Below are 13,506 nucleotides of genomic sequence, written 5' to 3'. Positions count from 1 at the left end.
CGCGTGTCGGTCACACCGCGCCACGCGGTGACCGGGCGTATCGGAATCGGTGCAGCGCTGCGCAGCGTCGTCGCGCGAGGAGGAACGGAAGAAGTGGAGCGCGTCGTCGAAGCCACGACTCGAACTTACCGCCGAACACCGAATGGGCACACCACTCGGCGTCCGGTTCGCGTCATTGCATCCGGAACAGATGCAGAGCGGTTCCGGGGAGGGTGAGCACGGCGCCCGGCGCGAACAGCGGCTCGGTCGTGTCGGGACGGTCAGGCACGCTGGACCACAGTGACACGTAGCCGCTCACGCCCTCGATCGTGGGGAGCGTCACGTCCACCGCGCTCTCGGTGCCGTGCACGACCAGCAGGATCCGGTTCGGATCCTCCTCTTCCGGTGTGGATGCCGCGTCGTACTGCAGGGTCCGGTGCGCGGGATCGGTCCACCGCTCGATCGACATCGTCTCGCCGTTCTCGTCGTACCAGTCGATGACCGACGCGCTGGGGACGACGTGAGCGTCACGCGCGAAACGACGCGGCCGCAGAGCGGGGTTGTCGCGGCGCAACCGGATGAGTCGACGCACGTGAGCCAGCAGGTCGTCCTGCCACGGAGCATGCTCCCAGCTGAGCCAGGTCAGCGGCGAGTCGTGGCAGTAGGCGTTGTTGTTTCCTCGCTGCGTCCGCCCGAACTCATCGCCCGCGGTCATCATCGGCACACCGGCCGACAACAGCAGCGTTCCCATGAGGTTGCGCATCGCCTTTCGGCGCGTCGCCAGGATCGCCTCGTCGTCGGTGCGCCCTTCGGCACCATGATTGAAAGAACGGTTCGTGTCGGCGCCGTCGCGGTTCTGCTCGCCGTTGCCGAGGTTGTGCTTGACGTCGTAGGAGACGAGGTCACGCAGGGTGAAGCCGTCGTGCGCGGTGACGAAGTTGACGCTCGCGAGCGGTCCGCGCTCGGCGCTGAACGTGTTCGACGAGCCGGCGAGCCGGGTGGCGAAACCCCCGATGCCGACGGGCGACGTCGAGGCGCGGCGGGCGTAATCGATGTCGCTCAGCCAGAAGTTGCGAACGCGGTCGCGGTAGCGGTCGTTCCACTCGGCCCAGCCCGTGCCGAAGTTGCCCGTCTGCCAGCCGCCCATACCGACGTCCCAGGGCTCGGCGATCATCTTCAGGCCCGCGAGCGACGGATCCTCCACGATCGCCCGAAGCAGCGGGTGCTCAGGATCGAACGCGTTGTCGCCACCACGCCCCAGGGTCACGGCCAGGTCGAAGCGGAATCCGTCGATCTGCACGTTGCCGGCCCAGTACCTCAGGGAGTCCAGCACGAGACGCGCGGCGGCGCCCGTCGCCGTGTTGACGGCGTTGCCGCACCCGGTGACGTCGAAGTAGGCGCCGTCATCCTGCTGCCGGTAGTAGCCGCGGTTGTCGATACCACGGAAGCTGGATCGCGGTCCGCCCAGACCGAGCTCGGACGTGTGGTTGTACACCACGTCGAGGATGACCTCGATGCCCGCGGCGTGGAGATCGCGAACCATCGTCTTGACCTCGCGCAGCACCGCGTCGGGACCGGCGGCGACGGCGTCAGCGGTCGCGTAGGGTGCATGCGCGCTGAAGAAGTTGAGGGTGTTGTAGCCCCAGTAGTTCGTCAGCCCCTGATTGAGAAGGCGCGGCTCGGTTTCGAACGCGTGGATCGGCAGGAGTTCGACCGCGGTCACACCCAGCCCGCGCAGGTGCGCGATCATCGCCGGATGCCCGAGTCCCGCGTACGTGCCGTGCAGCGCCGGCGGGATGTCGGGGTGCCGTTTGGTGAGCCCCTTGACGTGGGCTTCGTAGATCACCGTCCGGTCCATCGGCGTCTGCGGACGCGCGATCCCGTTCCAGTCGAACTCGTCGTCGACGACGCTCGCGCGCCACTGGCCGATACGCACCGGTACCAGGCCTCGCGCGTAGGGATCGAGGAGCAGGCTCTCGGGGTTGAAGGTCTGCCCGGGGCCGGCCGGACCCGTGACGCGAAGCGCGTAGCACGCGCCGACGCGCAGGTGCGGCGTCGTCACCTCCCAGACGTCGTCGCCCGCGGGGGTCAGCGGGATGCTCGCGGTGATCCAGTCGAGATCGTCCGCGTCGAAGACGACCAGCTCGATCCCTGTCGCGTCCTCCGACCACACACGAAGGGTGCCGCCCTCGGGGGCGAGGGTGACGCCGAGCCGGTCATAGGCAGGCCCGAGGAACGGTGCGGGCGGGGCGGGGTGGGCTTCGACGATACGGGACGGCTTCGGGCTGGCCATGCGCTCTAGAGTAGTGACGCGGTGAGTCCGCGTCGTCACGAGTGCGGGAGCGTCATGTCGATCTATCTCGACCATGCGGCGTCGACGCCCCTGCGCGAGAGCGCCCGCGAGGCATGGCTGGCAGCGGCGACGCTGACGGGCAATGCGTCGTCGGTACACGGTGCCGGGCAGGCGGCTCGACGGCTGCTGGAGCACTCGCGCGAGCGTATCGCCGCGGTGCTGGAGTGCGACCCGATCGAGGTCGTGCTCACCTCCGGCGGGACCGAGAGCATCAACCTGGCGCTGAAGGGTCTGTGGTGGGGCCGCGCCGACGACCGTGAAGCCGTGCTGCTGCCCGACGGAGAGCATCATGCGAGCATCGACACCGTCGACTGGCTGCGCGCGCGGGGCGCGCGCGTGCGCGCCGTCGCGCTCGACCCGGTCGGCCGCATTCCCCTCGACGGATTCCGGACGGCGCTGACCGCCCCCGCTCCCGCGGCGCTGGCGACCGCCCTGGTCGCCAACAACGAGGTCGGAACCGTTCAGGATGCCGCTCAGCTGGCGGCCGCCGCCGCCGCCGCCGACGTTCCGCTTCACCTCGACGCCGTTGCGGCCATGGGCCACCTGCCGGTGTCGTTCTCCGCCTGGCGCGGAGGTGCCGCGCCCGGCGTCGGTCTCGTCGCGCTCAGCGTCTCGGGGCACAAAGTCGGAGCGCCCGTCGGCACGGGCGCCGTCGTCGTGTCGCGTCACGCCCGCATCGCGGCGCTCCTGCACGGCGGCGGTCAGCAACGCGGACTGCGCTCGGGCACGCAGGACATCGCCGGCGCCGCGGCGCTGGCTGTCGCCCTCGAAGATGCCGAGGCCGAACGCGTCAGCGAGCACGAGCGACTGGTGGCGCTCGGCGATCGGCTCTGGTCCGGCATCCGCGCCGCGATCCCGGCTGCCGAGCTGCTGGGCGATGCTCGAGACCGCCTCGCCGGCAACGTGCACGTCCACCTGCCGGGAGCGGTGGGGGAGACGATGCTGTTCTTGCTCGACCAGGAAGGGATCTCGGTCTCGACCGGGTCAGCGTGCCAAGCCGGTGTCGCGGAGCCCTCGCACGTCGTGCTCGCTCTCGGGCGCGACCAGGACGTGGCACGGTCGGTGCTGCGTCTCACGCTCGGGCGCACCACCGTCACCAGCGATGTCGATGCGCTGCTCGCGGCCCTCCCACGTGCGTACGCCCGGGCGACGAGTGCCGCCCGGCCGCGTCGGCTCGGAGCCGAAGGCCTGCAGCCCTCGTAGACTGGACCGATGCGTATCCTGGCAGCCATGAGCGGCGGCGTCGACTCCGCTGTCGCCGCTGCCCGCGCGGTCGACGCCGGTCACGACGTCGTCGGGGTCCACCTCGCGCTCTCGCGTGCAGGGGGGACGCTGCGCACCGGAAGCCGCGGCTGCTGCACGATCGAAGACGCGATGGATGCGCGCCGTGCGGCCGACCGGCTCGGCATCCCCTTCTACGTCTGGGACTTCTCCGAGCGCTTCCGCGACGACGTGATCGACGACTTCATCGCCGAGTACCGCGCGGGCCGCACGCCGAACCCGTGCATGCGTTGCAACGAGAAGATCAAGTTCGCGGCCCTGCTCGAACGCGCGCTCGAGCTCGGCTTCGACGCGGTCTGCACCGGTCACTACGCGATCCTCGTCGACGGGCCCGAGGGATGCGAGCTGCATCGGGCGAGCGACGAGGCGAAAGACCAGTCCTACGTGCTCGGCGTGCTCACCGCGCCCCAGCTCGCGCACACCTACTTCCCGCTCGGATCGACGCCGTCCAAAGCCCTCGTGCGCGCCGAAGCGGCCGAGCGCGGGTTGACGGTCGCCCAGAAGCCGGACAGTCACGACATCTGCTTCATCCCCGACGGCGATACCCGCGGGTGGCTTGCCGAAAAGGTCGGCACGGCGCAGGGCGACATCGTCGACCGCGACGGCGCTGTCGTGGGAAGCCACGGCGGAGCCCACGCGTACACGGTGGGACAGCGTCGCGGTCTGCAGCTGGGCGTTCCCGCGTCCGATGGCAAGCCGCGATTCGTCCTCGAGGTCCGTCCCGTCTCGAACACGGTCGTCGTCGGTCCGAAGGAGGCGCTGGCCACGGCGGAGATCTCAGGCTCTCGCCACAGCTGGGCCGGCCGAGCCCCGGCGGATGCCGAGTTCTTCTGCCATGTGCAGATCCGTGCTCACGCCGAACCGGCGCCGGCGTCCGCGGTGGTCCGCGAGGGCACCGTGACGGTGCGTCCCGAGACGCCTTTCGACGGCGTCGCGCCGGGTCAGACCGCGGTGCTGTACGACGGCACGCGGGTGATCGGGCAATTCACGGTCGACCGCACGGTCTCGGCCGTCCCCATCGCGGGTTGAGCTCGACCCCCGTCAGCGTGCGACCGCGGGCACCGGGCCACGCGCGGCGCGCAAGGGGCAGGGCGATGTCGGCCGCCCCACCTACACTGGCCGGGTGACGGATGATGAAGTCTCCCTTCCGACGAACCTCGACGACGCCCGCCTCGACGCGGAGCGATTGACCGACCTCATCCTCGGCGCCCGCGACGCGTACTACGGGCGCGACGCTGAGATCGTCGACGACGCGACCTACGACGGGTGGATGCGGCGGCTCGAAGCAGTGGAGCGCGCCTTCCCCGAGGTGCAGGGACAGGATTCGCCGACGCAGTCGGTGGGCGCGGCGCAGAGCACGATGTTCGCGCCCGTCGAACACGCCGAGCGCATGCTCAGCCTCGACAACGTCTTCAGCGCGGACGAGCTGCGAGACTGGTGCACGAAGACATCGGCTGCCGCGGGACGACACGTCCGTTGGCTGCTGGAGCTGAAGATCGACGGCCTGGCCATCAATCTTCGCTACGAGCACGGCGTTCTCGTGTCGGCCGCCACCCGCGGCGACGGCCGGGTGGGCGAGGACGTCACCGTCAATGCGCTCCAGGTCGCGGGCATTCCTGCACGACTCGCGGGTGAAGGGCATCCTCCGATCGTGGAGGTGCGCGGCGAGGTCTACATCCCCGTCGCGGCCTTCGACGAACTCAACGCTCTCCAGGCCCGGTTGCGCGAGCGTGTCATCACGGACGGTCGTGAGCGCGGAGGCGACGAGGAGAAGCTCACCCGAAGCGCCGCCCGCCGATTCCCGGCATTCGCGAACCCGCGAAACGCGGCCAGCGGCGGCCTTCGCCAGCAACTCGACAAGAAAAGCGGCATGGAGCTCGAAGCCGGACGCGCCCGGCTCGCATCGCTGCGGCTGCTCGTCCATGGGATCGGGGCGTGGCCGGAGCCGCCCGTGTCCTCGCAGAGCGAGGTCTACGCCCTGCTCGCGACGTGGGGGCTGCCGACGAGCACGTCTTTCCGCACCGCGGACGACATCGACGGCGTGGCGGCGTTCGTCGCGTACTACGGCGAGCATCGCCACGACGTCGAGCACGAGATCGACGGCGTCGTGGTCAAGGTCGATGAGCTGGCGTTGCACGGTGAGCTGGGCGCGACCAGTCGTGCCCCGCGATGGGCCATCGCGTACAAGTACCCGCCGGAGCAGGTCAACACGAAGCTGCTGGACATCGTCGTCTCGGTCGGCCGCACCGGCCGGGCGACACCCTTCGCCGTGATGGCCCCCGCCCGCGTCGCGGGCTCGGTCGTCCGGCAGGCGACGCTTCACAACCAGGACGTCGTCGTGTCCAAGGGGGTTCTCATCGGTGACACCGTCGTGCTGCGCAAAGCCGGCGATGTCATTCCCGAGGTGCTCGGTCCCGTGGTCGAGCTGCGCGACGGCACGGAGCGGGCATTCGTCATGCCGACCCGGTGCCCGGAATGCGGCTCGACGCTGGCACCCGCGAAAGACGGCGACATCGACCTGCGCTGCCCCAACACGCGCGCCTGTCCCGCCCAGGTGCGGGGACGCGTCGAGCACATCGGCTCCCGTGGCGCCCTCGACATCGAAGCCCTCGGCGAGGTCACCGCAGCGGCCTTGACGCAGCCGTCGGTTCCCGCCGTGCCCCCGCTGATCACCGAGGCCGGTCTGTTCGACCTCACACTCGAACAGCTCGTCCCGATCGAGGTGATCGTCCGCGACAGCGAAACGGGGGAGGCCAAACTCGATGACGACAGCGGCGAACCGATCACCCGCGCACCCTTCCGTCGCCAGCCCACGTCGGCGGAGAAGAAGGAGGGACTCACAGGTCCCCAGCCGTCGGCCCAGGCGCTCACCCTTCTCGAGGAACTGGAGAAGGCCAAGACAAAGGACCTGTGGCGGTTTCTGGTCGCGTTGAACATCCGCCACGTCGGCCCGGTCGCCGCGCGGGCACTCGCGCAGTGGTTCGGTTCGCTGGACGCGATCCGCGCGGCCGAGCGCGACGCTCTCGCCGACGTCGACGGCGTCGGCGGCATCATCGCGGACTCGCTCCTGGAATGGTTCGCCGTCGACTGGCATCAGGAGATCGTGGAACGCTGGGCGGCGGCGGGCGCGGTCTTGGAGATTCCAGGTCACCCCGGCCCGGGAGCTGCCGTCGCCGCCGGCGGCGTGCTCGAGGGTGTCACGGTCGTTGCGACCGGCACGCTGGAGGGCTACACCCGAGAGGGCGCGCAGGAGGCGATCATCGCCGCCGGCGGGAAAGCAGCCTCTTCCGTGTCGAAGAAGACCGACTTCGTCGCCGCAGGCCCGGGCGCGGGCTCGAAACTCGCGAAGGCGGAGGAACTCGGCATCCGCATCATCGATGCCGCGCAGTTTCGCATCCTCGTCGAGCAGGGGCCCGCCGCGCTCGAGGCACTCGATCCCGACGCGGGCTGATCGGTTCAGTCTCCTCCGGGATGCGTGAGCTCGAGCAAGGACTCACGCACCTGGCGACGCAGCACCTTTCCGATCAGCGACTTCGGCAGCTCGTCGACGATGAAGATCCGGCGGGGCACCTTGTAGGGCGTGAGGATGCTGCGGGCGTAGTCCCGGATGGAGTCCGTGTCGACGCCGGCTCCGGACCCGTCGAGCACCACGGCGGCGACGACCTCTTCGCCCGAATGCTCGCTTGGCAGGCCCACGACAGCGGCATCCACCACGCGCGGGTGCTGCCTCAGTGCGTTCTCGACTTCGGTGGGCGCCACATTGAACCCGCCGGTGATGATGAGCTCCTTGATGCGATCCACGATGCGCACGAACCCCTCGTCGTCGATCTGGACGATGTCGCCGGTACGGAACCACCCGTCCACGAAGACCTCCTCGGTGGCTTCCGGCTTGCCGTAGTAGCCCTGGAAGACCTGCGGGCCCCGCACGATCAGCTCGCCCCGCTCACCGGAGGGCATGTCCACGGTGGGATCGTCCGGATCGACCACGCGACACTCGGTGCCGGGGAGGGGGAGTCCGACCGTTCCCGCCTTGCGATTGTCGGCGACCGGGTTCGCCATGAGAACCGGCGAGCACTCGGACAGCCCGTAGCCCTCGACGAGGTAGCCACCCGTTGCCTGCTCGAACGGCACGACGAGGTCATGCGGCAACGCCATCGCTCCGGAGATGGCGACCTCCGTGCCGGCCAAGGAGACGCCCTCGGCGCGCGCCGCGGCGAGCAGTCGGTCGGCGATCGGCGGCACCAGCGGCAAGAACGTCGCCGGGTGCTTCTTCGTCACTTCGAGGACCATCGCGGGTTCGAAGCGGGGAAACAGCACCAGACGGGCACCCATCGACATCGCGAAAGTGAGGCACAGGGTCAGCCCGTAGGCGTGGAACATCGGCAGCACCGCGTACACGACGCATCCCTTGCCGCGCTGGATCGACGGGACCCACGCTTGAGCCTGCCGCGCGTTGGCCAGGAGGTTGCGGTGGGTGAGCACCGCGCCTTTCGGCGTTCCCGTCGTTCCGCTCGTGTACTGGATGATGGCGACGTCGTCGGTGACCGGACCGGGGAAGGATGCCGCCAGTGCTTCGTTGCGTGCCAGGTGTTCCCAGGGCACGGCTTGCGACACGCGCGTGGTGAGCGCGTCGCGCGACTGACGGGCCTTCGCGACGGGAAGCCGCAGCGCGAGACGCAGCGAGAGCGGCATGGCGGTCGTGATGTCGACGCTGACCAGCGTGGTGACGGCGAGATCGGCGGGGAACGCCTGCACGGTGGCGGCGACCTTGCTCCAGACGATGGCCGTGCGCGCCCCGTGGTCTTCGAACTGCTTGCGCAGCTCCCGTGGAGTGTAGAGCGGATTGTGCTCCACCGCGATGGCGCCGAGGCGCAGAATCGCGTAGAAGGCGATGATGTGCTGGGGACAGTTGGGCAGTACGATCGCGACCGTGTCGCCTTTGCCGACCCCACGCTCTCGGAGACCCGCCGCCACGCGATCGATCGCCCCGACGAGGTCGCGGTACGAGGTCGTGCGACCGAAGAATTGCAGCGCGGGCGCATCCGGGTAGTCACGCGCCGACGCGGTGACGATGTCCAGGAGCGAGCCGGTGACCGGTTCGAGATCATCGGGGACTCCGGCGGCGTAGCTGGCGATCCACGGGCGGGGCGGGTCGTACGGGGCAGCGGCACTCACGCGGGCCAGCCTATCGGCCGTGAGAAGCGGGCCGAAGGGGGCCGACTAGAATCGACGGGTGTCTGAAATCACCCCTGAACTCGTTCGCCATCTCGGCGTTCTGGCCCGGATTCAGCTCGACGAGCACGAGGTGCAGCGCCTGACGGGGCAGCTCTCGGTGATCGTCGACAACATCGCGAAGGTGTCCGAGGTGGCAACGCCCGACGTCCCCGCGACGAGCCATCCCCTCCCGCTCGAGAACGTCTTCCGTCCCGACGTCGTCGGCCAGATGCTGACGGTGGAGCAGGTGCTGCAGAACGCGCCGGACGCCGCCGACGGGCGCTTCCGTGTCACGGCGATTCTGGGGGAGGAGCAGTGACCGATCTCACACGGCTGAACGCCGCAGACCTGGCCGCACGACTGGCCTCCGGTGACGTGTCCAGCGTCGAAGCGACGCAGGCCCACCTCGACCGGATCACCGCCGTCGACGGCGATGTGCACGCCTTCCTGCACGTGAGTGACCACGCCCTCGAGGTTGCCGCCGACATCGATCGCCGCCGCGCCGCCGGTGAAGCCCTGGGCGAGCTCGCGGGAGTTCCCCTCGCGATCAAGGACGTGCTCGTCACGACGGACATGCCCTCCACCAGCGGATCCAAGATCCTCGAAGGCTTCCTCTCGCCCTACGACGCCACCGTCGTCGCGCGTTCGCGTGCCGCCGGCCTGGTGCCTCTGGGGAAGACGAACATGGATGAGTTCGCCATGGGATCGTCGACGGAGCATTCGGCGTACGGTCCCACCCACAACCCGTGGGACCTCGATCGCATCCCCGGAGGCTCCGGGGGCGGATCGGCGGCCGCCGTCGCCGCCTTCGAGGCTCCGCTGGCTCTCGGCTCGGACACGGGCGGATCGATCCGCCAGCCGGCGCACGTCACGGGAACCGTCGGCATGAAGCCGACCTACGGCGGGGTGAGCCGGTTCGGCGCCATCGCGCTGGCGTCCTCACTCGACCAGGTCGGTCCGGTCTCGCGCACCGTGCTCGACTCGGCGCTCCTGCACGACGTCATCGGCGGCCACGACCCGCACGACGCGACGTCGCTGACCGACAGCTGGCCCTCCTTTGCGGCGGCCGCACGCGAAGGCGCCGCCGGCGCCGGTCTGGCGGGCCTGAAGATCGGCGTCATCCGCGAGCTGCCCGACAGCGGCTTCCAGGCGGGCGTGTCGGCGTCCTTCCGGGCAGCGTTGGCTCTCCTGGAGGCGCAGGGCGCGGAGATCGTTGAGGTCAGCGCCCCACACTTCGAGTACGGCGTCGCCGCGTATTACCTGATCCTTCCCGCGGAGGCGTCGAGCAACCTCGCCAAATTCGACTCCGTCCGTTTCGGCCTGCGAGTCGACGTTCCGGGCGGCACGGTCGAAGACGTCATGGCTGCCACTCGAGACGCCGGCTTCGGCGAGGAGGTGAAGCGTCGCATCATTCTCGGCACCTACGCGCTGTCGGCCGGATACTACGACGCCTACTACGGCAGCGCCCAGAAGGTGCGTACGCTCATCCAGCGCGACTTCGACGCGGCGTTCGCTCAGGTCGATGTCATCGCGACGCCGTCGGCTCCCACCACGGCGTTCAAGCTCGGCGAGAAGATCGATGACCCGCTGCAGATGTACCTCAACGATGTCACCACGATTCCGGTGAACCTGGCCGGCGTCCCCGGCATCTCGATTCCGTCGGGTCTGGCAGAGGAGGACGGGCTGCCCGTCGGCATCCAGTTCATCGCCCCGGCGCGCCAGGATGCCCGGTTGTATCGCGTGGGTGCGGCCGCCGAGGCCCTGCTCGTCGACTCATGGGGTGGTCCCTTGCTGGACCGCGCCCCGCTGCTGGGAGGGAACCGCTGATGGCTAAGGCCGCACTGATGGACTTCGACGACGCGCTGAAGCTGTACGAGCCGGTGCTCGGCTTCGAGGTGCACGTCGAACTCAACACCGAGACGAAGATGTTCTCGCCGGCGGGCAACCCGGCGCACGCCGCGAACCACGATGCTGCCCCCAACACGCTCGTGGCGCCTGTCGATATGGGCCTTCCGGGTTCGCTCCCGGTGGTCAACGAGACCGCGGTGCGTTTCTCGATCAGTCTGGGGCTCGCCCTCGGCTGCCAGATCGCCCCGTCGAGCCGCTTCGCCCGGAAGAACTACTTCTACCCCGACCTCGGCAAGAACTACCAGATCTCGCAGTACGACGAGCCCATCGCCTTCGAGGGCCAGATCGAGGTGGAACTGACCGACGGGACGGTCTTCGAGGTGCCCATCGAGCGGGCGCATATGGAGGAGGATGCCGGCAAGCTCACGCACGTCGGCGGCTCCACCGGCCGCATTCAGGGCGCGGAGTACTCGCTCGTGGATTACAACCGCGCCGGCGTCCCGCTCGTGGAGATCGTGACGAAGCCGATCTTCGGCGCGGAACACCGTGCACCCGCGCTGGCCGCCGCGTACGTGCGGGCGATTCGCGACGTGGTGCTCTCGCTCGGCATCTCGGAGGCGCGCATGGAACGCGGAAACCTCCGCTGCGATGCGAACGTGTCCCTGCGCCCACGCGGGCAGGAGAAGCTCGGCACGCGCACCGAGACGAAGAACGTCAACTCGATGCGCTCGGTCGAACGCGCCGTGCGTTACGAGATTCAGCGTCAAGCGGCGATCCTCGCCGCGGGCGGGACGATCACGCAGGAGACGCGGCACTGGCACGAAGACACCGGCACGACCTCTCCGGGGCGTCCGAAGTCGGATGCCGACGACTACCGTTACTTCCCGGAGCCCGACCTCCTGCCCGTCGCGCCGTCCTCCGCGCTGGTCGAGTCGTTGCGTGCTGCTCTTCCGGAGCCGCCCGCCGCGCGTCGGCGACGTCTGAAGGCCGAGTGGGGCTTCGCCGACATCGATTTCCAGGGAATCGTGAACGCGGGCCTGCTTGCCGAGGTGGACGCGACCGTCGTAGCGGGCGCTGCGCCTGCGGCCGCGCGCAAGTGGTGGATGAGCGAGATCTCTCGCATCGCCAACGCTCAGGGAGTCGAAGCTTCATCGCTCGTCACCCCCGCGTCGGTGGCCGCGCTGCAGCAGCTCGTGGACGCCGGCACGCTCACCGACAAGCTGGCGCGTCAGGTGCTCGAGGGCGTCATCGCCGGCGAAGGCACGCCGCAGCAGGTCGTCGACGCACGCGGTCTTGCAGTCGTCTCAGACGACGGCGCGCTGATCGCCGCGATCGACGATGCTCTCGCCGCGCAGCCCGACGTGCTGGAGAAGATCCGCGACGGCAAGGTGCGGGCCGCCGGTGCCGTCATCGGCGCCGTCATGAAAGCGATGAAGGGTCAGGCCGACGCCGCACGCGTCCGCGAGCTCGTTCTGGAGCGCGCGGCGCAGTAGTCGCACACGCTGCCTTCTCGGTGGCGCCGTAATGTCGGCGGCGTCACCGAGAATGGACTCATGGGACGGGGTGACGGGTCGGGGCGGGTCGTCTCGCCGCCCGGTGCCGACGACACCGGCACGCGGATTCTTCACGTGGACATGGACGCCTTCTATGCGTCGGTCGAGGTCCTCCACGATCCCTCCCTGGCCGGCAAGCCGCTGATCGTCGGCGGTATGGAGGGACGCGGTGTGGTCTCCAGCGCCTCCTACGAGGCTCGTCGATTCGGCGTGCGGTCGGCAATGGGCGTCGCACAGGCTCTCCGGTTGTGTCCGCAGGCCGTCGTGGTCACTCCGCACTTCGAGCGGTATGCGAGCCTGTCACGTCAAGTGATGGCGATCCTCCACGACATCACCCCCCTCGTGGAGCCGCTCTCGATCGATGAGGCGTTCCTCGACGTGTCCGGCGCACGGCGGCTCTGGGGAACTCCGGGGGAGATCGCCCGGATGCTCCGGGCCCGCGTGAAAGCGGAGACGGGACTGATCTGCAGCGTCGGGGTGGCGGCCACGAAGCATGTGGCGAAGATCGCCTCCACGCGCTCGAAGCCCGACGGGCTGCTCATCGTCAGCGAACCCGACACCGCCGCCTTCCTCGCCGCGCTGCCCGTCTCGGCGCTGTGGGGGGTGGGGCCGAAGGCCGCGGAGACGCTGGAGGGTCGCGGCATCCGGCTCGTCTCCGACATCCTCGCCTCGCCGCGGGCCGTCCTGGATCGCGCACTCGGACCCGCCGGCGGGGAGCGCATCTGGCAACTCGCGCACGGCATCGACCCTCGGACGGTCCAGACGCAGCGCACGGAGAAGAGCATCGGACATGAGGAGACCTTCCTCACCGACGTCGCCGATGCGGCGGTTCTTCGCAGCGAGCTTCGCCGGTTGTCCGACCGCGTGGCGGCGCGTCTGCGGGGCGGCGGCTGGCGCGCGGGCACCGTCGCGCTGAAGCTGCGCTACGCCGACTTCACCACGCTTTCGCGCTCGCTGTCGCTGGCAGAGCCGTCGGACGTCGGCCAGCGGATCGGCGACGTCGCCATCGGCTTGTTCGACGCGCTGGAGCTGAGCCAGCCGGTGCGCCTGATCGGCGTGCGCGCAGAGAAGCTGCGCGGCGGTGACGGTGGATCCGTGCCGCTCTGGGATGAGGATGCCGAGTGGCGACGGGTCGACGCCGCCTTGGACGACGCGCGTGAGCGTTTCGGTGGGGGAGCGGTCACCCGGGCGAGCGTCCTCGGCCCGCGCCGTGATGTGAATGCTCTGCCGACGAATCCGCGGCTCCCTCGCACCGAGTGAGCTTCCCGGCTACGGTGG

Annotated in this window: 9 protein-coding genes; 7 read left to right on the top strand and 2 right to left on the bottom strand. The window is 69.5% G+C overall.

Going from position 1 to position 13,506, the window contains the following annotated elements; all coding sequences use genetic code 11:
• Window positions 1-172: 172 nt before the first annotated feature.
• Window positions 173-2,272, bottom strand: coding sequence for a glycogen debranching protein GlgX (gene glgX, locus JOE53_RS06905; RefSeq protein ID WP_204947244.1), 2,100 nt, complete (start codon window positions 2,270-2,272; stop codon window positions 173-175).
• A gap of 54 nt (window positions 2,273-2,326) precedes the next feature.
• On the opposite strand from glgX, the gene JOE53_RS06900 reads away from it, so the two are divergent.
• The 3 genes from JOE53_RS06900 to ligA all read left to right on the top strand — a co-directional run bounded on the left by JOE53_RS06900 (window position 2,327) and on the right by ligA (window position 7,064).
• Complete coding sequence (locus JOE53_RS06900; RefSeq protein WP_204947243.1) at window positions 2,327-3,535, top strand: cysteine desulfurase family protein; 1,209 nt, start codon at window positions 2,327-2,329, stop codon at window positions 3,533-3,535.
• Between the two features lie 9 nt (window positions 3,536-3,544).
• Window positions 3,545-4,642 (top strand): tRNA 2-thiouridine(34) synthase MnmA, encoded by a 1,098-nt coding sequence (gene mnmA, locus JOE53_RS06895; protein WP_204947242.1) that lies wholly within the window; start codon window positions 3,545-3,547, stop codon window positions 4,640-4,642.
• 94 nt (window positions 4,643-4,736) lie between these two features.
• Window positions 4,737-7,064, top strand: coding sequence for an NAD-dependent DNA ligase LigA (gene ligA / locus JOE53_RS06890; RefSeq protein ID WP_061683717.1), 2,328 nt, complete (start codon window positions 4,737-4,739; stop codon window positions 7,062-7,064).
• Between the two features lie 5 nt (window positions 7,065-7,069).
• Here the strand turns inward: ligA and JOE53_RS06885 are convergent, their stop codons facing one another.
• A complete protein-coding gene (locus JOE53_RS06885; RefSeq protein WP_204947241.1) occupies window positions 7,070-8,788 on the bottom strand; it encodes a long-chain-fatty-acid--CoA ligase in 1,719 nt (572 codons plus the stop codon).
• Between the two features lie 58 nt (window positions 8,789-8,846).
• Between JOE53_RS06885 and gatC the strand changes: the two genes are divergently transcribed.
• Genes gatC through dinB form a run of 4 tightly spaced genes read left to right on the top strand, consistent with a single transcriptional unit; the run spans window position 8,847 to window position 13,488 of the window.
• Window positions 8,847-9,146, top strand: coding sequence for an Asp-tRNA(Asn)/Glu-tRNA(Gln) amidotransferase subunit GatC (gatC, locus tag JOE53_RS06880; protein WP_036285370.1), 300 nt, complete (start codon window positions 8,847-8,849; stop codon window positions 9,144-9,146).
• Window positions 9,143-10,654, top strand: a complete 1,512-nt coding sequence (gene gatA, locus JOE53_RS06875; RefSeq protein WP_061683719.1) for an Asp-tRNA(Asn)/Glu-tRNA(Gln) amidotransferase subunit GatA — start codon at window positions 9,143-9,145, stop codon at window positions 10,652-10,654. The genes gatC and gatA overlap by 4 nt, the downstream gene beginning before the upstream one ends.
• On the top strand, window positions 10,654-12,168 hold the full coding sequence (gene gatB, locus JOE53_RS06870; protein ID WP_204947240.1) for an Asp-tRNA(Asn)/Glu-tRNA(Gln) amidotransferase subunit GatB: 1,515 nt from the start codon (window positions 10,654-10,656) through the stop codon (window positions 12,166-12,168). The genes gatA and gatB overlap by 1 nt, the downstream gene beginning before the upstream one ends.
• A 60-nt stretch (window positions 12,169-12,228) precedes the next feature.
• Window positions 12,229-13,488 (top strand): DNA polymerase IV, encoded by a 1,260-nt coding sequence (dinB, locus tag JOE53_RS06865; protein ID WP_204947239.1) that lies wholly within the window; start codon window positions 12,229-12,231, stop codon window positions 13,486-13,488.
• Window positions 13,489-13,506: the final 18 nt, after the last annotated feature.

The organism is Microbacterium laevaniformans, from assembly GCF_016907555.1.
In the GTDB taxonomy this organism is placed as follows: Bacteria; Actinomycetota; Actinomycetes; order Actinomycetales; family Microbacteriaceae; genus Microbacterium; species Microbacterium laevaniformans.
The sequence above is the reverse complement of the archived record's forward strand: the minus strand, read 5'-3'. Positions and strand labels throughout refer to the sequence as shown.